The sequence below is a fragment of the Jannaschia faecimaris genome (assembly GCF_900107415.1).
Classification (GTDB): Bacteria; Pseudomonadota; Alphaproteobacteria; order Rhodobacterales; family Rhodobacteraceae; genus Jannaschia; species Jannaschia faecimaris.
In genome coordinates this window covers 1-20368 of the sequence record NZ_FNPX01000028.1, presented here as the reverse complement: position 1 = coordinate 20368, position 20368 = coordinate 1, and the positions used below count along the sequence as shown (strand labels likewise).

At 62.4% G+C, this 20368-nt stretch carries 15 protein-coding genes and 4 pseudogenes; 8 read left to right on the top strand and 11 right to left on the bottom strand.

Going from position 1 to position 20368, the window contains the following annotated elements:
• Positions 1-100: pseudogene (locus BLV27_RS18005) on the bottom strand (transposase); the annotation flags it as partial.
• Between BLV27_RS18005 and BLV27_RS18000 the strand changes: the two are divergent.
• Positions 90-632, top strand: a pseudogene (locus BLV27_RS18000) (transposase); the annotation flags it as partial. The pseudogenes BLV27_RS18005 and BLV27_RS18000 overlap by 11 nt on opposite strands.
• 125 nt (positions 633-757) lie before the next feature.
• Here BLV27_RS18000 and cysG read toward each other — a convergent pair.
• From cysG to BLV27_RS17950, 10 genes are all read right to left on the bottom strand, one after another.
• Positions 758-2125 (bottom strand): siroheme synthase CysG, encoded by a 1368-nt coding sequence (gene cysG / locus BLV27_RS17995; RefSeq protein ID WP_244504747.1) that lies wholly within the window; start codon positions 2123-2125, stop codon positions 758-760.
• Positions 2126-2147: 22 nt separating this feature from the next.
• Positions 2148-3110, bottom strand: a complete 963-nt coding sequence (locus BLV27_RS17990) for a glycosyl transferase family protein (protein WP_092647878.1) — start codon at positions 3108-3110, stop codon at positions 2148-2150.
• Positions 3107-5743 carry a nitrate reductase gene (locus BLV27_RS17985; RefSeq protein ID WP_092647877.1) on the bottom strand — a complete coding sequence of 879 codons (2637 nt, stop codon included), beginning with the start codon at positions 5741-5743 and terminating at the stop codon, positions 3107-3109. Before BLV27_RS17985 ends, BLV27_RS17990 begins: the two co-directional genes overlap by 4 nt.
• Positions 5740-6075, bottom strand: a complete 336-nt coding sequence (gene nirD / locus BLV27_RS17980) for a nitrite reductase small subunit NirD (protein ID WP_092647876.1) — start codon at positions 6073-6075, stop codon at positions 5740-5742. The genes BLV27_RS17985 and nirD overlap by 4 nt, the downstream gene beginning before the upstream one ends.
• A complete protein-coding gene (gene nirB, locus BLV27_RS17975) occupies positions 6072-8519 on the bottom strand; it encodes a nitrite reductase large subunit NirB (RefSeq protein ID WP_092647875.1) in 2448 nt (815 codons plus the stop codon). The genes nirD and nirB overlap by 4 nt, the downstream gene beginning before the upstream one ends.
• A 4-nt stretch (positions 8520-8523) precedes the next feature.
• Positions 8524-10200 (bottom strand): ABC transporter ATP-binding protein, encoded by a 1677-nt coding sequence (locus BLV27_RS17970; protein WP_170831518.1) that lies wholly within the window; start codon positions 10198-10200, stop codon positions 8524-8526.
• Between the two features lie 5 nt (positions 10201-10205).
• Positions 10206-11288 (bottom strand): ABC transporter permease, encoded by a 1083-nt coding sequence (locus BLV27_RS17965; RefSeq protein ID WP_092647873.1) that lies wholly within the window; start codon positions 11286-11288, stop codon positions 10206-10208.
• Between the two features lie 67 nt (positions 11289-11355).
• Positions 11356-12708 carry a CmpA/NrtA family ABC transporter substrate-binding protein gene (locus BLV27_RS17960; RefSeq protein ID WP_092647872.1) on the bottom strand — a complete coding sequence of 451 codons (1353 nt, stop codon included), beginning with the start codon at positions 12706-12708 and terminating at the stop codon, positions 11356-11358.
• 260 nt (positions 12709-12968) lie between these two features.
• Positions 12969-14072 carry a CmpA/NrtA family ABC transporter substrate-binding protein gene (locus BLV27_RS17955; protein ID WP_092647871.1) on the bottom strand — a complete coding sequence of 368 codons (1104 nt, stop codon included), beginning with the start codon at positions 14070-14072 and terminating at the stop codon, positions 12969-12971.
• A complete protein-coding gene (locus BLV27_RS17950) occupies positions 14069-14653 on the bottom strand; it encodes an ANTAR domain-containing response regulator (RefSeq protein WP_092647870.1) in 585 nt (194 codons plus the stop codon). The genes BLV27_RS17955 and BLV27_RS17950 overlap by 4 nt, the downstream gene beginning before the upstream one ends.
• Positions 14654-14999: 346 nt before the next feature.
• Between BLV27_RS17950 and BLV27_RS17945 the strand changes: the two are divergent.
• The 7 genes and pseudogenes from BLV27_RS17945 to BLV27_RS19185 form a co-directional block, all read left to right on the top strand.
• Positions 15000-15527: pseudogene (locus tag BLV27_RS17945) on the top strand (type 1 glutamine amidotransferase domain-containing protein); the annotation flags it as partial.
• A gap of 193 nt (positions 15528-15720) precedes the next feature.
• A pseudogene (locus BLV27_RS17940) lies at positions 15721-16050 on the top strand (aldehyde dehydrogenase family protein); the annotation flags it as partial.
• Complete coding sequence (locus BLV27_RS17935) at positions 16047-16661, top strand: glutathione S-transferase family protein (protein ID WP_092647868.1); 615 nt, start codon at positions 16047-16049, stop codon at positions 16659-16661. The pseudogene BLV27_RS17940 and the gene BLV27_RS17935, both read left to right, overlap by 4 nt.
• Positions 16662-16688: 27 nt before the next feature.
• Positions 16689-17153, top strand: a complete 465-nt coding sequence (locus BLV27_RS17930; protein ID WP_342025475.1) for an NAD(P)H-binding protein — start codon at positions 16689-16691, stop codon at positions 17151-17153.
• On the top strand, positions 17101-17295 hold the full coding sequence (locus BLV27_RS20145; RefSeq protein WP_342025474.1) for an NAD(P)H-binding protein: 195 nt from the start codon (positions 17101-17103) through the stop codon (positions 17293-17295). Before BLV27_RS17930 ends, BLV27_RS20145 begins: the two co-directional genes overlap by 53 nt.
• 751 nt (positions 17296-18046) lie before the next feature.
• Positions 18047-18880, top strand: coding sequence for an MBL fold metallo-hydrolase (locus BLV27_RS17925; RefSeq protein ID WP_244504746.1), 834 nt, complete (start codon positions 18047-18049; stop codon positions 18878-18880).
• A gap of 518 nt (positions 18881-19398) precedes the next feature.
• On the top strand, positions 19399-20368 hold a 970-nt coding region (locus BLV27_RS19185), incomplete at its 3' end, for a recombinase family protein (protein WP_170831517.1).

Genomic DNA, 20368 nt, shown 5'->3' with positions numbered 1-20368 from the left:
TCCAGCGGTTGTAGAGCGTCTTATGCGGGCCGTACTCTCTAGGCGCATCACGCCAGCGCAAACCGTTGCGGTTGATGAAAATAATCCCGCTCAAGGTTCTCGGCTGGGGCTGGTTCTATCTGTCGACGATCTTGGACGATTGCAGCCGCTACATCCTCTTGTGGAAGCTCTGCACCAACATGCGAGCCGAGGATGTGACAGACACCCTTGACTTGGCGCTGCAGGCGTCAGGTTGTGATCAGGTCCACGTCGTCCACAAACCCCGGCTGCTCAGCGATAACGGTTCCAGTTACGTCTCTGGCGATCTGGCCGAATGGCTGCCGGACAAAGGCATGAAGCATTCCCGTGGTGCGCCGTATCACCCACAGACCCAGGGCAAGATTGAGCGCTGGCATCAAACCCTCAAGAACCGCATCCTTCTGGAAAACTACTTCCTGCCGGGCGGTCTCGAAGCCCAGATTGAGGCCTTCGTCGATCACTACAACCACCAGCGATACCACGAGAGCCTAAACAACGTCACGCCATCTGACGTCTACTTTGGTCGTGACACAGCCATTCTGGAGCAACGCGAAAGCATCAAACGAAAGACGCTCGAAGCGCGACGCTTGCATCACAGCCAACGCGCCGCATAATCAAACCAGCCAGATGAGCCAAACTCTCTCTTGGATTAAGCAGCCCTTGGTTCCAAAAGCCCTGACGACGGACAGTCGTGGCCTGATGCTGAAGGGGAAAGGAAAAGTCACGCCTTAGACGTGAGTTACGCAACAGCGCCGACCTGCTTAGAAAGTTCCGCGTCAGCTGGGATCGTTAGCAAAATCAGCGCGTTTCCCGAGATATCTCGCCGCTCCAATTCCACCGCGAACTCGACCAGTGAGGTCTCGATCACCTTCTGATCGGCTCGGCTGACACTGGCCGCAATGGTAACGCGAGTCGCCTCTGGCAGGCCCGATGTCCGGATCGCCTCTCCAATCTGAGCGGCCGCTCCGACACCCATGTAGAACACGAGGGTTGTGCCCGGCAGCGCGTGACGCGCCCAATCCGGCGCGCCAGAGCGATCACAATGCCTGCCGGTGGCAAGCACAAGCGCGTCCGTCTGCCCGCGCTGCGTCAGCGACCGTCCCATCGAGGCCGCTGCGGCACTGGCAGCGGTCACACCCGGAACGATTTCGACCTCGATCCCAACAGCGTGAGCCGCGTCGAGTTCCTCGGTGGCGCGGCCGAAGATGCACGGATCTCCCGACTTTAGGCGCACAACGCGCCGACCCTTGGCGGCTTCCGCGACGATCAACGCGCAAATCCTGTCCTGCGGCCATGCGTGGGCACCAACAACCTTGCCGACGTAGACACGCTCTGCATCCCGGCGGGCCAGTTCGAGCACTTCCGGATCAACCAGCCGGTCGTAGAAGATCACGTCCGCTTCCTGAAGCCTCTCCACCGCGCGCAGGGTCAGCAGGTCGCGTGCGCCCGGACCCGCACCGACAAGGGCGATGTGCCCGGTCTGCGCGGGCGTTTCCTGCCCGGCAATTGCCTGCTTGAGAAGGTCGGCCGCCGCCCGCTCGGACCCGGTCTTGTGCAGATGCCACGGTGCCTCGGCAAAGGCCCAACGCCAGAAGGCCCGACGGTCGGCACGGGGCACCTGCGCCGCAACAGCCCCGCGCAATCGTCCGGCAAGCGCCGCGAAGCTGCCTAGTCGGGGGTCGAGCATGCGCTCCAGTTGCGTCTTGATCTGCCGGGCCAGTACCGGGGCCGTGCCTTCCGTACCGATGGCGACGACGACCGGGTCACGATCCACGATCGAGGGCGTGGTCATGTCGCAAAGAGCCGGTTGGTCGACGACGTTGACCGCCGCCCCCCCGGCCTTAGCCAGCGTGTGCAGGCAGACGTCGACCCCGGGGCAGCTTGTTGCGATGAAGGTCATCGCAGTATCGGCAAAGCTGCGCGCGGTTATGGGCCCGCGCTCCTGCCTCGCGCGGCCGGTGCGGACCAGATCGGCCAGTTCCGCGTCGAGATCTTCAGCCAGAAAAGTCAGGTGCGCGTCGGTCTTGAGCATCAGGCGCGCCTTCTGCGCCGCCTGCTCGCCGCCGCCCGCGATGACGACGCGCCGGTTGGTGGTCCGGATAAACATGGGAAAGCTGTGCATGATGACCTCAGGCGGCTTGGGAATAATGACGGCGGGTCCAGAGGTGCCGCGCGGCAGCGGCGGCATTCGGGAGGCCAAGCGTGTCCAGCGCCAGAGCCGCCGTGCTGACCACGATGGCGGTGGCGAAGTCATCCTCTGCAGTGCCTGCCCAGACGTCGGCAAGGGGTGCCGTCGTCTCCGCAAGACGCTGTCGTCCGGAATGATGCATGCCGCTCGAACCCGCCCAGACCGCCCCATCACGCAGCCCGTGGAGCGATATGTCCTTGGTCGGATGATGCTCGAACTCGCCACCCCCGCCCTTGAGCACGCAGAGGTCGCGCTGCCCCAGGAGGTGTGCCGCATCGCGTTGCAACTCGCGGTAGGGCGGATGGAAGACACCCTGCACCGTCGCCGCTGCACCCGCCGGATTGAGCATGCGCAGAACCGTGTTGATACATGACCGCAAGCCCAGAACATCGCGGAGGCGCAGCAAACCCACCAGGTGAGGCGAGACATCCTCCAGCGGGACATATGCGATGCGGTCGGCAGCAATACGGCCTGGCGCGCCTTCCCACGTGCACTGCGCGATCCCCGGAATGGCGAGCGCGTCGCGGACGGAAGCCATCGACGCCTGATGCGAATTCCAGCCGTGCAGCAGCACGGGAAACCCGGCCTGCGCCACCAGCTTGGCCGAGAGCAGAAACCACGGCTGCCCCCGCGTGCGCCCGGCAGCGTAGGTCGGCCAGTCGAGCGCGGGGCGTGGCCCGGTCCACGGCGGCAGATGCGCCCGCGCGGCGGCGGTGAAGCCGGCGATTTCGGGCGCTGTTTCACCCTTCATACGCAACAGCATAAGAAGCGCTCCAATCGCCTCGGGCGCAGCGCGACCGCCAAGGATTTCTGTCATCGCACTGAAAGCCTCGGCCTGGGTGAGCGCCCGCGCCCTGCCTTGCCCGCGCCCAAGGATGGCCACGAAGGGAGCGAGACCGTTCATTCCGCCGCCGTCAGCATCTGATGGCGTTCTAGGAGGGCGGCGATCTCCGGCCGGCAGGAGCCGCAGTTCGTGCCGGCTGTCGTGCAGGCCCCTACCTCTGCCACCGTCGCCGCTTCGCCCGACCCGATGGCGGCAAGGATCGTGTTTCGCCCGACGTTCATACAGGCGCAGAGCGCTGGCCCCGGATCGGGCCGATCCGCGCCGGGCCGTCCGGCAAGCGGCGCGTCCAGCAACTGGCCCAGCTGAGCCGCAAGATGGTCTCGCGACAGGGCGACGGGTGCTCGCGAGACGAAGAGCGCCGCGACCAGAAGGCCATCCTGACTGAAAGCCAATCGCGCGATACCCCCGCTTGGGTCGCTGATCGACTGGCACGCGGCATCCGGCAGGTCGAAGAGGCGGCGCGCCTCGGCTTCCCAGTCGCCCGGCGTCGTGGTGCCCGCCAGTTCCGCGCGCCAGCCGCCGGTCCCCTTACTGCGCGCCCAATAGGCGCAATCGGCCTTCAGCGCGGTCGTGCTGACGGCGAAGCCAAACCAATCTGCCGCGAACGGGGCCAGGGCGACGACCGCAGCCTTGCTCTCGGGTTGTCCCGACAGGGGATCGACGGCGGACGCGACGAGCGCATCAACCCGCCCCGTCGGTGCCGTCTGCGCGGTCCAGTGTATCGGCGCAAAGACCTGCCCCCGGGTCACCCGGTCAGTGATCGACGCGCGCAGGACGCAGCGCCCCGTCGGGCTTGTCACCTCGACGAGCGTGGCGGGTTCGATTCCAAGGGTAGCAGCGTCATCGGGGTGCACTTGGAGAAAAGGTTCACCCAAGTGCTGGTTCAGGCGCGGTGCCTTGGCCGTGCGCGTCATCGTGTGCCATTGGTCGCGGATGCGACCGGTGTTGAGCCGGAACGGAAAGCGTGGGCCGGTGCGGGCCACCGGAGCCCGCGCCATAACCGGCACCATGCGCGCGCGACCATTTGGTGTGTGGAAACCACCATCCGCATAGAACCGCTCGATAGTACCGGCCAGCGTCACCGGCCACCGGGTCGGCGGAAACGCGTCATACCCCTCCTGCCCCAGGGCACGCAGCCCGGAGATGTCGAAGTCCAGTCCGAACCCCGCCGCCACGCTGGAGAGCGCGGCATGCTCATCAAAAATTTGGGATGGGTGGGAATAGTTGAACGCCTCGGGCCAACCCATGCGACGGCCCACGTCGGCCAGAATGTCCCAATCGTGCCGCGCCCGGCCCGGTGCCGGCAACAGCGCGCGCTGGCGGCTGATGGTGCGGTCGGAGTTGGTGACGGTTCCGTCCTTCTCGGCCCAGCCTGTGGCGGGCAGCAGCACGTGCGCAAGTTGCGCCGTGTCTGTCCGCTCGGTTACGTCGCTGACCACGACGAAATCGCAGCCCCTGATGGCATCGCGCACTCGGTCGGCCTCGGGCATCGAGACAGCCGGGTTGGTACAGATGATCCAAAGCGCCTTGATCGTGCCGTCGGCCACCCGGTCGAACAGGTCGACGGCCTTTAGCCCCGCCTGATGGGGCATTGCAGGAGCGTTCCAGAGGGCCTGCACCGCGTCGCGGTGGGCCGGTTCGGCCAGGTCCATGTGGCAGGCCAGCGCGTTGGCCAGCCCTCCCACCTCGCGCCCGCCCATCGCGTTGGGCTGGCCCGTGACCGAAAGCGGGCCCATGCCGGGCCGCCCGATCCGCCCGGTCGCCAGATGACAGTTGAGGATCGCGTTGACCTTGTCGGTGCCCGAGGTGGATTGGTTCACCCCCTGACTGAATACGGTAACGACCTTCTCTGTCCGAACCCACAGATCGCAGAAGAAACGGATGTCGCGCTCGGCCAGATTGGTTGCGGTCCCGTCCTCGCTGGCCGCCGCGCGGAGCGTCGCATCGAAGCCGTCCACATGGCGCAGGTAATCGGCATCCACCGCTCCGCCTTCGTGGATCGCGGTCAGCAGGCGGTTGAACAGCGCGACATCGCTGCCCGATTCAAGTGCCAAGTGCAGATCGGCCAGATCACAGGTGGCCGTGCGGCGCGGGTCGATGACGACGACGCGCATCTCGGGCCGGTCTACCTTGGCCTGCGCCAGCCGTTGGTAAAGGACCGGATGGCACCATGCCAGGTTGCTCCCCACCAGCACCACCAAGTCGGCCAGTTCGATGTCCTCGTAGGTGCCGGGCACGGTGTCGGTACCGAAGGCCCGCTTGTGGCCGGCCACGGTAGAGGCCATGCATAGGCGCGAATTCGTATCGATGTTGGCCGATCCGATGAAGCCCTTCATCAGCTTGTTGGCGACGTAGTAATCCTCGGTCAGCAGTTGTCCCGAGACGTAGAAGGCAACCGCATCCGGGCCGTGCTGGGCGATGGCGCTGCTGAACCGGTCGGCGACGAGGTCCAGCGCATCGTCCCATCCCGTCTCCGCCCCGTTCACGCGCGGTGCCAACAGCCGGTCGTTAAGCGACATCGTCTCGCCCAGCGCGACGCCCTTGGAGCAGAGCCGCCCGTAGTTCGCCGGGTGGTCCGGGTCGCCCCGCACTGCGACGCCTCCCTGCCCGTCCGACCGGGCCAGAATACCGCATCCAACGCCGCAATAGGCGCAAGTGGTCCGAATCTCGCCCGACGCGATGGCACCGCTCACGCGACGCGCCCGCGCCGCAGCTTCTCGGTATCCAGCAGGATACGCCCCGCCTCGACCCTTACGGGATAGGTGGCAACCGACCCTTCGTCCGCCCCCTGCGCCATCCCGGTATCCAGCCGCAGCACCATGTTGTGCAGCGGACAGGTGACCGAGCGGCCATGCACGATCCCTTCGGAAAGCGGCCCGCCCTTGTGCGGACACGCATCGTCGATGGCGAAGACCTCGTCGTCGATAGTGCGGAAGACGGCAACGCAGCCCAGTGCTGTCTTCACCAGTCGCGCGCCACGTTCGGGAATGGCGCTGAGCGCGCCAATATCGATCCAGTCGCTCATTCTGCGGCCTCCAGTGTCAGATCGGCCAGCGGAGCATAAAGCTCCCGGTATTCCGGCTTCGTCCGCTCGGCCCACGGGTCATGCTGCATGAACCGCTGGGCGTAGTAGAAGCGGTCGGCCAGCGCCTTTCGGCTCTCAGCATCAGTGACCACCCGTTCGACGATGTGGTCGAGGCCGACGTTATCCATCCACTTGTACATCCGCTCCAGATAGGCGGCTTCCTCGCGGTAGAGCTGGACGACGGCGGCGGTGTATTCCAGCACCTCATCCTCGGTCTTTACGGTGCACATCACCTCGGTGCCCTGGATGTGCAGGCCCGCCGCCCCGCCAATGTGAAGCACGTAGCCACTGTCCACGCAGATCACGCCCACGTCCTTGCAGGTGCTCTCCGCGCAATTCCGGGGGCAGCCCGACACCGCCATCTTGACCTTCGCGGGCGTCCACGATCCCCAGAGTGCCTTTTCCATGCGGATGCCCAGCCCGGTGCTGTCCTGCGTGCCGAAGCGGCAATGGTCGGTGCCGACGCAGGTCTTCACCGTGCGCAGCCCCTTGGCGTAGGCCTGACCGGAGACCATTCCGGCGGCGTTCAAGTCGGCCCAGATGTCCGGCAGGTCCTGTTTTTTCACGCCCAGCAGATCGATCCGCTGACCGCCAGTGACCTTGACCGTCTGCACATTGTACTTGTCGGCAGCGTCGGCGATGGCGCGCAGCTCGTCTGGCGTGGTGATGCCGCCCCACATGCGCGGGACGACGGAATAGGTACCATCCTTCTGGATGTTGGAGTGCATCCGCTCGTTCACGAAGCGGCTCTGGTCGTCGTCGACGTATTCGCCAGGCCAATCGCACAGCAGGTAGTAATTCAGCGCCGGTCGGCACGAGGCGCAGCCACAAGACGTGGTCCAGCCACATTCCTGCATGACAGCCGCCATGGATTTTAGCCCCTGTGATTTGATCAGGCGGCGGACGTCCATATGGGTCAGTGACGTGCAGGGGCACATCGGCTTGACCGTCTGAACCTCGAACCCTTCGCCGAGCGTCAGCGCCATCACCTGTTCGACCAGCCCCGTGCACGTCCCGCAGGAGGCGCTGGCCTTGGTTTGCGCACGCACGTCCGACAGGGTGGTCGCTCCGCCCTTGATGGCGGTCTGGATCGTGGATTTGCAGATGCCGTTGCAGCCACAGATCTCGGCGTCATCCGCCAAGGCTGCAACGGCTGCCAAAGGGTCCGCTTGGCCCCCCCCCTGGAAAGCCGGGCCGAAGATCAGCGTGTCGCGCATATCAGACACATCGGTGCGGTCCTTGATCAGACCATGGAACCATGCGCCATCGCCCGTGTCGCCATACATCACCGCGCCGATCAGGCGCTCGCCCTCCAGCACGAGGCGCTTGTAGACCCCGCGCGACGGGTCCCGGAACACGATGTCGTCGCGCCCGTCCCCTTCCGCAAAATCCCCGGCAGAGAAGAGGTCGCAGCCGGTGACCTTGAGCTTGGTCGCCACTTCCCTGGGCACGAAGGCGGCCGGTGTCTCGCCCAGCGTTTCCGCTGCCACCTTCGCCTGATCGTAGAGCGGGGCGACGAGGCCGAAGATCGCACCCTGATGCTCCACGCATTCGCCCAGCGCCAAGATGTCGGCATCGGAGGTGACCATCTGATCGTCCACATGGATGCCCTTGCCCACGGCCAGCCCGGCGTCCTGTGCCAGTGCCACGTTCGGGCGGATCCCCACGGCCATGCACAGCAGGTCGCAGGGCAGCTCCGTCCCGTCGTCGAGTTGCAGCGCACGGACCTTGCCGCCCTCGCCCAAGATCGCCTTAGAGTTCGCCCCGGTCAGGACGGTGATGCCCTTGTCTTCCAAGGCCTTCTTCAGAAGATAGCCCGCCGCCTCATCCAGCTGACGCTCCATCAAGTGACCCATGATATGCACGACCGTCACATTGATGCCGCGCGCTGCCATGCCCGCTGCCGCTTCCAGCCCCAGTAGACCTCCGCCGATGACGACGGCCTTTGCCCCCGGCGCATCGCCGAGGCCCATCATCCGCTCGGTGTCCTCCAGATCGCGGTATGGAATCACTCCGTCCAGGTCATGCCCCGGCAGCGGGATCATGAAAGGGTTGGAGCCGGTGGCGATGACCAGCTTGTCGTAGGGCAATTCTTCCCCATTGGAGGGGACCACCAGACGGGCCTCCCGGTCGATGCGGACGACTTTCTCGCCGAACCGACAGGTCACGCCCTGCGCCTCGTACCAATCGGGGTCGTGGGTGACGATTTCTGCGTAGGTCTTCTCGCCCGAGAGAACGGGCGAGAGCATCAGGCGGTTGTAATTGCCGCGCGGCTCGGCATTGAACAGGGTCACGTTCCACTGGCCGGGCTGTGTCTCGAACAGATGTTCGAGCATCCGACCGGAGGCCATGCCTGCCCCGATGACGATCAGGTTGCGTGTCATTGGCTTACTCCGCAGCGATTGTTTGGGGTTTCGGCTTGGGCTTTGCCCCGTGCTCATATTCCTCCAGGAAATCGAGGACTTCCTGGCGATAGGCATAGTAGTCGGGATGCGCCAACAGCGCTTTGCGGGTGCGCGGGCGCGGCAGATCAACTTCCGTGATCTTGCCGATGGTCGCCTGCGGCCCGTTCGTCATCATCACCACCCGGTCGGCCAGCAGAATCGCCTCATCCACGTCGTGCGTCACGCAAATCGCCGTGACCTTGGTGCGCGACCAGACTTCCATCAGGACTTCCTGCAATTCCCACCGGGTCAAACTGTCGAGCATCCCGAAAGGCTCATCAAGCAGCAGCAATTTAGGCGAAAGCGCAAAGGCCCGTGCGATGCCGACCCGCTGCTTCATGCCGTTCGACATCGACGCGGCCCCTTGGTCCATCGCATCGGCCAGGCCCACGCGCTCCAGGTAGTATTCGACCACGTCCTGCCGCTCGGCCCGCAATGCCTTGGGGTAGACCTTGTCCACGCCGATGGAGACGTTCTCCTTGGCCGTAAGCCACGGAAAGAGGTTGGGCGACTGGAAGACGACCGCGCGTTCCGGGTCCGCCCCCTCCACGTCCCAGCCATCAAGGCGGATCGCCCCCTGGGAGATCGGGTTGAGGCCCGCCGCCATGGTAAGAACGGTGGACTTGCCGCAGCCCGAGTGCCCGATGAGGGAAATGAACTCCCCCTTGTTCACCTTCAGCTCGAAATCCTCTACGACGGTCAGCGGTCCCTTTGGCGTCGGGTAGACCTTATGAAGGCCCGCGAAGGTCAGGTAGCGTTCGTCCAAGTTGCTTTCTGCTGCCTGCATTACCGCCCGCGGCACCCCGTGAATGGGCGTGACATTGGGCAGGTGCCGCGTCTCCTCGACCTTGGCGGCCATGCCGACGTCCATCAGGTATTGCGTGACCTGACCGCGCAGCGCCTTGAACGCCTCGTCGGTGTTCATCGCGGCCCGGTCGCGCGGACGCGGCAGGGTTACGGGCACCGGATCGGCCAAGGTGCCATCAGGGTTGAGCACGATGATCCGATCAGCCAGCAGGATTGCCTCGTCCACATCGTTGGTGATCAGGATGCAAGTCTTCTTGTCCGCCTCCCAGATTTCCAGAATCTCATCGGCGAGATTGGCCCGGGTCAGCGCGTCGAGCGCGCTCAGCGGCTCGTCGAGCAGCAGCAGTTCCGGCTCCATCGCCAGCGCACGTGCCACGGCGACGCGTTGGCGCATTCCGCCCGATAACTCTGCCGGACGGCGATGCGCGGCGTGCGGCAGGCCAACCATGGCGATATAGTGATCCGCCTTGGCGGCCTTCTCGGCCTTGGACAATCCGGAATGGACGGCATCTATGGCCAGCATCACGTTGCCGCGCACAGTGAGCCACGGCATCAGGCTGTAGCTCTGAAACACCAGCCCCCGCTCTGGCCCGGGACCGGTGATCGGGCCACCGCGGAAGGTGACGGTTCCGCTGTCGGGCGCCTCCAGCCCGGCGATCAGATTCATCAGGGTGGATTTCCCGGTGCCGGAAAACCCGAGGATGGCGACGAATTCGCCCTCGGTCACGTCGAGCGTGATGTTCTTGAGAATTTCGGCACGGTGCGTGCCTTGACCGAAACCCTTGTTCACGTTCTGAAACTGAAGAATGCCCATGTCGCTCACCGGTTGGCCGAGAAGGTGAACAAGGACTGGAGCGCGTACATCACCCGGTCGAGCAGGAAGCCGATGATCCCAATCGTCAGGACGGCCACGATGATCCGGGCGAGCGACTGAGAGGAGCCGTTCTGGAACTCGTCCCAGACGAATTTGCCCAGACCGGGGTTCTGCGCGAGCATCTCGGCTGCGATCAGGACCATCCAGCCGACACCGAGGCTCAGACGCAGGCCGGTGAAGATGAGCGGGAGAGCGGAGGGCAGGACGAGCTTTGTGATCTTGGAATACGGGCCCATTTTCAGCACCCGGCTGACCGAGATGAGATCGCGGTCGATGGATGCGACGCCCAGTGCCGTGTTGATCAACGTCGGCCAGAGCGAGCAGAGCGTCACCGTGATGGCCGACACGAGGAACGACTTGGAGAAGAGCCCGTCATTGGTGGCGTAAACGGCGGATACCACCATCGTGACGATCGGCAGCCAGGCTAGCGGAGAGACGGGTTTAAAGATCTGGATCAGCGGGTTGAGCGCCGCGTTCGCCGTAGGCGATAGGCCCGCCGCGATGCCCAGCGGGATGGCCACGACGGACGCTACAAGGAAGCCGAAGAACACCGTTTTGATGGAGGTCCAGATCTGGTCGTAGTAGCTGGGCGCGCCGGTGTAGGCGATGGCGCGCACTTCATCGGCGCGGCCCGCATCGATCAGGCGCTGGTTGCGCACGACAAGCCGTTCCTGAAAGACAGCTTCCTTTTCGGACTTGGCCACGGCGTCGGCGTGCAGCTCGCCCGCCTGTTCCCACACCGCGACCGGTCCAGGGATGGCACCCAGCGATGTCACGACGCGAGGGGCCAGCGTGGCCCAGAGCATCAGAAACACAAGGATCGACAGGAGCGGCACGCCCAGCAGGCGCCAGATGTCCTTCATCTGCCCGCGCGGGTTGTCCCCGGCGGCGGCCTTGAGAAGCGGCGTCACCCAAGCGAGCCCCAAGACCGAGAACCAAGCGTCCGCTTTGTTGATACGAGTGAACCAGACTGCGCGGCGGGCTTCGCGGTGCTGGGCTTCGATGTGATCGGGATCGACGACGGTCATGGCGGTCTCCGGGGAGGATACGGGGTTGGGAGGGCCCCGCCCGGCGGCGGGCGAGGCCAGGATCAGATCAGCCGTCGGCGCTTTCGCCGGACTTCAGGCCGATGATCAGGCTGTCGATGTAGCCGTTTGGGTCGCGCCCGTCGTAGGCGATGCCGTCAATAATGTCGGCGGCGGGCGTCGGGTCCTTGTAGCCGTCGCTTTCCCACGGGAAGTCGGCCTCTCCCGCCATGCCCTCGTCCACAAGCATCCGCGCAGCTTCGAGGTAGATGTCCGGGCGGTAGACTTCACGCGCTGTCTCGTCGAACCACTCATTGGTCTGCGGCTCGGCGATCTGACCCCAGCGGCGCATCTGCGTCAGGTACCAGATGGCGTCGGAGTAGAAGGGATAGGTCGCGTTGTAGCGGAAGAAGACGTTGAAGTCGGGAACTTCGCGCACGTCGCCCTTCTCGTACTCGAAGGTACCGGTCATGGAGGCGGAGATGACGTCCGCGTCGGCACCGACATATTCGGGGCGCGACAGGATCTCGACGGCCTCCTCCCGGTTCGCGTTGTCGTTCTCATCCAGCCAGATCGCCGCGCGGATCAGCGCCTTGGTCAGGGCGATGGTTGTGTTCGGGTTGGCCTCCGCGAAGTCGGCCGAGATACCGAAGACCTTTTCGGGATTGTTCTTCCATATCTCGTAGTCGGTGATGACGGGCACGCCGATGCCCTTGGCTACGGCCTGTTGGTTCCACGGTTCACCCACGCAATAGCCGTCAATCGTGCCGGCCTCGAGTGTCGCGGGCATCTGCGGCGGGGGGGTGACCGACAGGAACACGTCCGCATCGATCTGGCCCGAGTTATCGGCGGGCGAGTAGAAACCGGGGTTCAACCCGCCGGAGGCCAGCCAGTAGCGCAACTCGTAATTGTGGGTCGAGACGGGGAAGACCATGCCCATGTTGAACGGCTTGCCTTCTGCCTTGTAGCTTTCGACGACCGGGGCCAGCGCTTCGGCGCTTATGGGATGCTGTGGGCGGCCGTCCTCCATCTTGGGGATATTAGGCTTCATCTGCTCCCAGACCGTGTTCGACACGGTGATGCCGTTGCCGTTCAGGTCCATTGAGAAGGGCGTGATGATATGCGCCTCGGTGCCATAACCGATGGTCGCCGCCAGCGGCTGACCGGCCAGCATATGCGCGCCGTCCAACTGGCCGCCGATGACGCCGTCGAGAAGGACCTTCCAGTTGGCCTGCGCTTCCAGCGTAACGAAGAGGCCCTCGTCCAAGAAATATCCCTGCTCATAGGCCACTGCGAGCGGTGCCATGTCGGTCAATTTGATGAAGCCGAGCGTCAGCTCGTCCTTTTCAAGCTCCAAAAGCTGCGCGAAGGCCGGCCCGGAGAGAATGGTCGAGGCGAGAAAGCCGATTGCGATGTTTTTCATGTGGTATTGTCCCTTCTGAGATCCGGGACGGGCCCGGACAAACGAAAACGGCCGCTGACCTTTCAGGCGCTGATGCGCATGTAGGTCGAGCGGCTCTGCTCGGATCACCCGGACTTTGGGGAATGCTGTCGGACTAACGTCATTGTCTGCCCTAATCGGTGGGAACATGGCCGATCGGGTGCGATCAAGAGGGTTCTATTAATTTGCACGTGCAGAATTGCATGATTCCGCAGCGCGGCGTCCACCTGCCCGATTCTTGGTCAATCTCCCAGGTCGATGTCCAAATCACGCCCATCGAAAAAACGGTCCAAGCGGGGCGACTGGGGCTGATGCTCGGGAATCGCTTGGACCGCGTTTCGGTGAAACGCCGCTGCAAACCTCACACGCCCAGCTGGCACCGCCGCCGTCTTATCAAGGCCAAGGCGGCCAGCAAGCCTGCCCGCCATCCACGCAGCGTGCCGCTCCTCCGGCATTGTCTGTGAAAAGCCTACGAAGTCGCGCACCACGTGGCTCCCCCCGCGTGCCGAGGTCAGCAGATGACCCGTGAGGGATCGGTCTATTATCTCGCTTGGGACGTCGAGGTAGGTACGGCTCGACAGGATTTCGCAGGCGACGGTGTGATTTCGCGGGTCGTCCAACCACTGTCCTGCATGCCATACCGCCCGGACAAGCGCGCTGAGTTGCTCTGCGATCGTCTCAACTAAATCGGTTCGGACCCCCAGGATCTTCTCAGGAGCACCAGGCCAAATCGCGCATCCGGGCAAAAGCAATTCACCAGCATTCTGTTCGACGGCGATGGATCCCCAAGGCTCTCCCACGCAGAAGGCATCGATTTCACCCGATGCCATCGCTGCAGCCATCAGCGGCGGCGGAACCGTGCGTATGTCGAGCCCGGATGGCGCAGGCAAGCCGAGGGACGATAGCCAGTAATACAGCAATTCGGCGTGCATCGAGAACGGAAACGGCACGCCCATACGAAGCGGACCACCCGCAATCGAGATCAGCGCAGCGCCCGCCGCCGCGGCGTCGTTGAAGGCCAAGGCGTTCGGTATCGCGCGCAGCTGATCAGCGATCCTGCTGCTGACACCGATTACTTCTCCATTCGTAGATAGCACGGAAATCGCCGACAGCCCGACGCTGACACCGCCAAGCCCAAGCGCGGCTGCGACGGGCATCGGCGAGAGCATTTGCGCGGCCATGACCTGTCCAAACGAGACCATGTCGCGCAAACCGGACCACGACGTCGCGCGGCGCAGATCAAGTGCGAAACCCTCTGCATGATCGAATCCCATCTCAGCCGCAACGATCAGCGGTGCAGCATCGACCAGCGGCAGAAACCCGACGGGCAGCGGGGACAGTGTCACGATAGTAGTCCCGCCGTCGACACGAGCGCTGCGGCGACGTCAATCACCTTGCGCCCTTGATCCATCGCGGTCCGGCGTAGCAAGGCGTAAGCCGCTTCCTCATCGATCTCGCGCGCTTTCATCAGGATACCCTTGGCCCGGTCGATCGTCTTGCGCTCTTCCAGAGCCCGCTTGGTCGCGTTCAATTCGACCCGCATCTTGCGAAACAGGTTGAAGCGCGCGACGGCCGCATCAAGAATTGGCGTGATCCGGTCCGCCCGCAACCCGTCCACGACATATGCAGATACCCCCGCCTCGATCGCCATCTTCGCCAACCCCTCATCGCTTTGATCGACGAAGAGAGCCACTGGCCGGTCAAGAGGCGACGACGCAAGCGTCAACTCCTCGAGCGCGTCGCGCGAAGGGTTGTCGAGATCTATTAGGACAATATCCGGACGGTTGACGGCAATCGCCGCCGTCAATCTCGTCATATCGGACACGACCGACAGCTCGCAGGGCCCCGCGCGCTTCAAGCTCTCCTCGATCAGAGCCGCTCTGCCGGGATCAGCTTCGACGATAGTGACTTTGAGAGGTGAGACCATGAGCCATTGGCAGGCAGGCCCGATATCAGATTACAATGACGACCGTGTATCCACGGCGCTCAACCCTCGGTTTGCTTACATTTTGCGCGATTTCCCTGCTTGTTGCCGCAAGTCGACGCTCAATCGACGAGCGCGACTTCCACCAAAGCCGTTTCCACCGCAACGGCGGGCGATTTCCGTTTTCCGGGAAATGCATTGTCAGGTTCCTTACTCAGGGCCAACCTGATCTCACAGGAGGTCTCGGGCGAGATCTGCACGTGATGCAAAGGTCGAAAATTTAATTTCGTCGTCCAGCCTGTTTCACGTCCGCAGCGAAAGTCGGCTTCCCGCCCTTTTACAACACCCCCAGCCGCCGCTCGATCGATCCAGCGACACCGACGATGCCCAGACTGACGCGACGAAGCGCTTCAAGAACGACGACGCGGTCCAGAAAGACTTGGCGAATACCGTGAAGCTGTCGGACGTCTTGGCGGATGGCTTCGATGCAATCTTCTATCCTGGCGGACACGGACCATTGTGGGATCTGGCTGAGGACGCAGACAGCAAGTCCCTGATCGAAACCTTTGCGTCCAGCGACCGCCTCGTGGGCGCGGTCTGCCATGCGCCCGCAGTCTTTCGCCACACGGAAGGTGCCGACGGCAAGCCCCTTGTTTCCGGGAAGACCGTTACCGGCTTCATCAACACCGAAGAAGAGGGCGTTAGCCTGACCGATGTCGTGCCGTTCCTTGTCGAGGATATGCTGAAGTCCAACGGTGGTGACTACAAAAAGGGCGACGACTGGGCATCCTTTGTGGTGACGGACGGAAAACTCGTGACAGGCCAGAACCCGACCTCTTCGGAAGATGCGGCCAAGAAACTGCTGGCGCTGATCTGATATCGGGCCGCTGGGATATGCACCGGCCCGACCTTTCCCCTTATTTCAAGGATCCGTCATGTCAGCGATCACGACAACCAACCCCGCGACGGGCGAGCCCATCAAGACCTATCCGCTGATGTTCGAGCAGGAGGCCACAGCGATGCTCGAGGCCGCACACGCCGCGTTTTTGGAATGGCGCGTCCTGTCCCACGCGGATCGCGCCCCCGGCATGCCCGCCTATGACGACGAGATCGTCGGCCCCGTCGCCGCCGTCATCCGCGCTAAAGACGACGAAGACGCGATACGGATTGCGAACGACAGCCGCTATGGCTTGGGTGGCGGCATCTTCTGCAAGGACGAAGACCGCGCGCTGAAGCTGGCCCGCGATCATTTTGACACCGGCATGATCCGGATAAACTCCTTCGGGGCTGCCGATCCGAACATGCCGTTCGGCGGGGTCAATGTCTCAGGCTACGGGCGCGAACACGGCGGCTTTGGCATGAAGGAATTCGCCAACGTGAAAGGGATTTTTCTGCCATGATTACGCTCCACGCCCTGCAACACTCCCGCGCCACCCGCATCCTGTGGCTGCTGGCCGATCTAGGCCAGCCCTGCAACCGGGTCGACTATGACCGGACAGACGATTTTCGCGCGCCCGATGAATTGTCCAAGGTTCACCCGCTGGGCAAATCCCCAGTGATCGACGATGACGGCGAGATGATCGCGGAATCCACCACGATCCTGCGTTATCTGGCGGCCAAGTTCGACGATGACACCCACACGCCGCCGCGCGGCACGGCCGATTACTGGCGGCACGAAGCGCTGTTCGACTATGTTGAAGCCTCCTTTGCCGAGGTTGCCGTGCGGGCGATCATGCCTGCATTTCAGGGAAACCCGGTGCCTGACGATGCAAAAGCGGCGCTCGATACCAACCTTGACTATATCGCGCGGGCCATTGGTGACGGGCCGATGTTGTTCGGCAACACCGCGATGCTGGCGGACATCCAGATGTCCTATATCATCGCGTTGCTGGCGCGCTTGGGCCTGTTGGCCGATCATCCCAAGATCGCCGCCTATTGGGACGCGTTTCAGGAACAGCCCGGTTACATCGCTGCAACCCGAGCGGCGGGCCCGATGGCACCGCCCGCGTAAATTTAACGAAGGGATTCTCTTACGCCCATGAATATCCTGATTGCCGGTGCCACCGGCAAGACCGGCCTGCTTCTGACTCAGAACTTGCTGGATCAAGGCCACAACGTGACTGCACTTGTCCGCGAAGGCTCTGATACATCGACCCTGCCCGAAGGCACCGACCTGCGGCACGGCGATCTGACCGACCTGCAACCGGGCGTTTGCAACGGAGCCGACGTGGTGATCTTTGCCGCAGGGTCCGGTGGATCAACCGGGCCAGAGATGACCGACAAGGTGGATCGCAATGGCGCGATGCGGCTGATCGATCCGGCGAACGACGCGGGCGTCGATCGCTTCGTGATGCTCAGTTCCATCGGCGCGGACCAGTCCGATCCGTCGGGCGACCTGGCGCATTACCTGAAGGCCAAGCACGACGCCGACGAACATCTCATGGCGTCTCATGGCGTCCGGCCTGACCTATGCCATCCTGCGGCCCGTCTCGCTGACCGATGACGGTCGCAGTGACGATGTCATTCTTGGCGACAAGGTCGATCTGTCCGCAAAAGCCAGCCGCGCCGACGTGGCCGCCGTGCTGGTAGAGGCCGCAACGTCCGGCAAGCACGACGGGCAAGCGCTGAATATGCAATCGGCCTGAGAAATGAAGGTGCCCGGCAGAATTCTAGTCGGGTACCAATCTTTGAAATTCGAAGGGGGTATCGCCGCGCAGCTTCTTGCAAGAGTGCCGTTTTTACGCTCCGAGTTTGTCTGAACCCCTTGGGACGTTTCGCTGAATTTGTTCATGAATATCGTCAACACAGGGGTTTCATGCCAACCCGGCCGAGTTGAACAGTTCTGCCGTTGCATTGGGGCGCGATCGCTGGTTTCGATACGCCCAGCGGTGCAAGCCTGGACCCCGCTAAAACGTTCGCGATCGCTGGGAGCTCTGAAATCGGCCTTTCGCCCATCCCGCAGCATCGGTCATTGTGGGCTCGGAGCGGTCATTCGCTGCATACTGCACAAACATCCGCTCAGGGCCGAGAGTGTTAATGTTGCCTGGGCCGATCCTCCATGACGCCGCGAAGCGGAGAAGGTCAGCTTCGAGCCCGAGTTGTGGTGTGCCGCAAATCCGTAAGAGGTCCGCTGTTCGTCCGAGAGCCGTTGGTCTGTCCATGCTTTCGGTGGGTGGTCATCTGAAATTAAGACCTATTTGATTAAAAGCATACGATACGCAGAATTGAAGTTTCTGCAGATGAAACAAGGAATTACTCATGACTTCTTTCGACCTTTCGCGCCGTGGATTGATTCTGGGCGCCGCGGGTGGGGCCGCCCTTCTTGCCGCCGGACGCCCACACCCCCTGCAAGCCGCGGCCCATGCAACGGCACCACTTCCAACCTTCTATGATCGTATGGTCGGCAATCTGCGCGTGACGACATTGCTGGACGGGTATTTCAAGCTCGATCAGAACCTTGTGACTAACCTCGGGGACGAGCAAATCGCGGAAGGAATGAAGGCGGCCTATCTTAACCCCGCGAATCCGATTCCGCTGGCAATCAGTACTCACGTCATTCGCCAAGGAGACCAGGTTAGCTTGGTCGATGCTGGTGCGGGCGGTGCCTTTGGACCAACAGCAGGCAGGTTGCGCACATCGCTGGAGTTGCTTGGCGTTGCACCTGAAGACGTGACGCGCATTGTGTTGACTCACATGCACCCGGATCACATCGGGGGATTGATCGGAGATAATGGCCCGGTCTTCCCGAATGCATCGCTGCATGTCAGCGAAGCCGATCATGCCTTCTGGACGGACGAGATGATCGCATCGGGTGCGCCGGAGTCTTCGCAAGGTTTCTTTGCCCTGGCACGTGCTGTCAGCGAGGCCTACACTCAGCGGACTGAAATGTTTGGCGACAATACCGATCTTGGTGGCGGCCTCACCACTTTGGCAATGCCGGGGCATACCCCGGGACACAGTGGGGTCCGTGTGTCGGATGGCTCTGATCAGTTGATCATATGGGGAGACAGCACAGCTTTGGCGTCGCTGCAGTTTAGCCACCCTGATGCCGGTATCGCCTTTGACGCAGATGGCGTGCAGGCCGCCGAGACGCGCCGCCGTGTCTTGGATATGGTGGTTGCCGACAAGATCGCCGTTGCGGGCACCCATTTGCCGTTCCCTGGTATCGGTCATGTCGAAGAAAAAGACGGGGCCTACGCTTGGGTTCCAGAAGAATGGCAGCACATATAAAGCAGTCGCCCCGCCAAGCTGAGAGCTGGTTGCGGATTTTCGGACCGGTTGTTACAGTTAGGTAGCTACTAAAGCGCCTGGACGAAGATGACGGACCGGACACGCTACGCCTGCTGAATGGCGCTGTCGGACCAATTCCAATTTGTCCGACAGCGCTATTAGGGCGACATCATGCTGACAACCCACGCGATTGGTCCCGAAGGGTTCGGGCACGAGAAAATGCCCTGTCAGAGATGTCAGATTCTTCAAATTCACGAAAACAAGGCAGCACATTGCGCCGCCCCTCTTTGATCCAGCCTGGATTTTCGTCATCCCGTCGGATCTCAATGAGGTGTAGAGGGCCGTGTCTGGGATCTTGTCATCGCCATGATCTCTTTTTTGAGCCGGTTGCATATAGGCGAGGAAATCATTGGCATTGGCATTGGCATTGGCATTGCCGAAGCGGACAATCGAATTGGTGAGGAGTCGCCACTCCCTCACGTTTACTTCGAGCTTCCAGACATCAGGTTGTCTCCGCTTTGTTTGTTCGACCCTACCCGTTCAAAGCGCCGCTGGGCTACCTGGACACTGGGCGGGGCCAAGCCAAGGCCCCCTGCCCGCAGACAGCCCCTCTGATCAAAGACCTCTATGCACTCTATCTCAGCGGACAACATTCCCTACGCAGCTTGCAAAAAGAAATGGATCGACGCGGATTGCGTGGCCACTTCGCCAACCCGGTGAGTCTGCACGGCATTGAAAAAATTCTGCGAAACACCTTCTACCACGGCCAGATCACCATCGAACGAACCGGTGAGACGTTTGACGGAAAGCACGAGCCGCTGATCACCAAACGACAGTTCGCGCGGGTGCAGCAGATCAAGGCGGGGCGCTGCGGCCAGAAAGTGACCCGGCACAACCATCAGTTCCAGGGTGTGTTTCGCTGTGGATTGTGCGATGGGCCAATGGTCCCGGAACGGCAGAAGCTCAAGGTTTACTACCGTTGTCAGAAGGCTCACTGCGCAATGACTTGTATGCGACAGGATCGTATAGAGGACGCCATTTTAAAGGCTCTTGAAGTCGTCCAGTTGACCCCGCAGCAGATCAAACAGACCCAACAGCTTTGGGTTGAACGTAATGCGCAGAGCGATCTCGATATCAACCGCCGGTCTCTGATGGCTCGGATCGAAGCGTTGGAAACCAAGCTGGCTCGCATGACAGACCTTTTGATAGACGGAACGTTGGACAAACCGTCCTTTGAAACCGCCAAACAATCCGCCACGTTCGATCTATCTCAGCTACGAGCTCAGATTGACCTACTACCAGATCCTACTGACCTGCGTCGCCAGAAAGCAGAATACATTAGCCTCTTCACTAGCATGGTTGACACCTACCACGGGCTCTGTTGCATAAATCCGGTGAGGGATTCATCTCGTGAATCCAGCATGGTAGCTGACGTGCATGAGCAGACCCACACCCTCGACCTACAAGACCACGAACTGGCCCGCCTAT

What these genes read in the sequence shown, in the direction of transcription:
- cysG (WP_244504747.1), bottom strand. Translation starts at nt 2,125, where the DNA reads ATGTTTATCCGGACCACCAACCGGCGCGTCGTCATCGCGGGCGGCGGC.
- BLV27_RS17990 (WP_092647878.1), bottom strand. Translation starts at nt 3,110, where the DNA reads ATGAACGGTCTCGCTCCCTTCGTGGCCATCCTTGGGCGCGGGCAAGGC.
- nirD (WP_092647876.1), bottom strand. Translation starts at nt 6,075, where the DNA reads ATGAGCGACTGGATCGATATTGGCGCGCTCAGCGCCATTCCCGAACGT.
- nirB (WP_092647875.1), bottom strand. Translation starts at nt 8,519, where the DNA reads ATGACACGCAACCTGATCGTCATCGGGGCAGGCATGGCCTCCGGTCGG.
- BLV27_RS17970 (WP_170831518.1), bottom strand. Translation starts at nt 10,200, where the DNA reads ATGGGCATTCTTCAGTTTCAGAACGTGAACAAGGGTTTCGGTCAAGGC.
- BLV27_RS17965 (WP_092647873.1), bottom strand. Translation starts at nt 11,288, where the DNA reads ATGACCGTCGTCGATCCCGATCACATCGAAGCCCAGCACCGCGAAGCC.
- BLV27_RS17960 (WP_092647872.1), bottom strand. Translation starts at nt 12,708, where the DNA reads ATGAAAAACATCGCAATCGGCTTTCTCGCCTCGACCATTCTCTCCGGG.
- BLV27_RS17950 (WP_092647870.1), bottom strand. Translation starts at nt 14,653, where the DNA reads ATGGTCTCACCTCTCAAAGTCACTATCGTCGAAGCTGATCCCGGCAGA.
- BLV27_RS17935 (WP_092647868.1), top strand. Translation starts at nt 16,047, where the DNA reads ATGATTACGCTCCACGCCCTGCAACACTCCCGCGCCACCCGCATCCTG.
- BLV27_RS17930 (WP_342025475.1), top strand. Translation starts at nt 16,689, where the DNA reads ATGAATATCCTGATTGCCGGTGCCACCGGCAAGACCGGCCTGCTTCTG.
- BLV27_RS20145 (WP_342025474.1), top strand. Translation starts at nt 17,101, where the DNA reads ATGGCGTCCGGCCTGACCTATGCCATCCTGCGGCCCGTCTCGCTGACC.
- BLV27_RS17925 (WP_244504746.1), top strand. Translation starts at nt 18,047, where the DNA reads ATGGTCGGCAATCTGCGCGTGACGACATTGCTGGACGGGTATTTCAAG.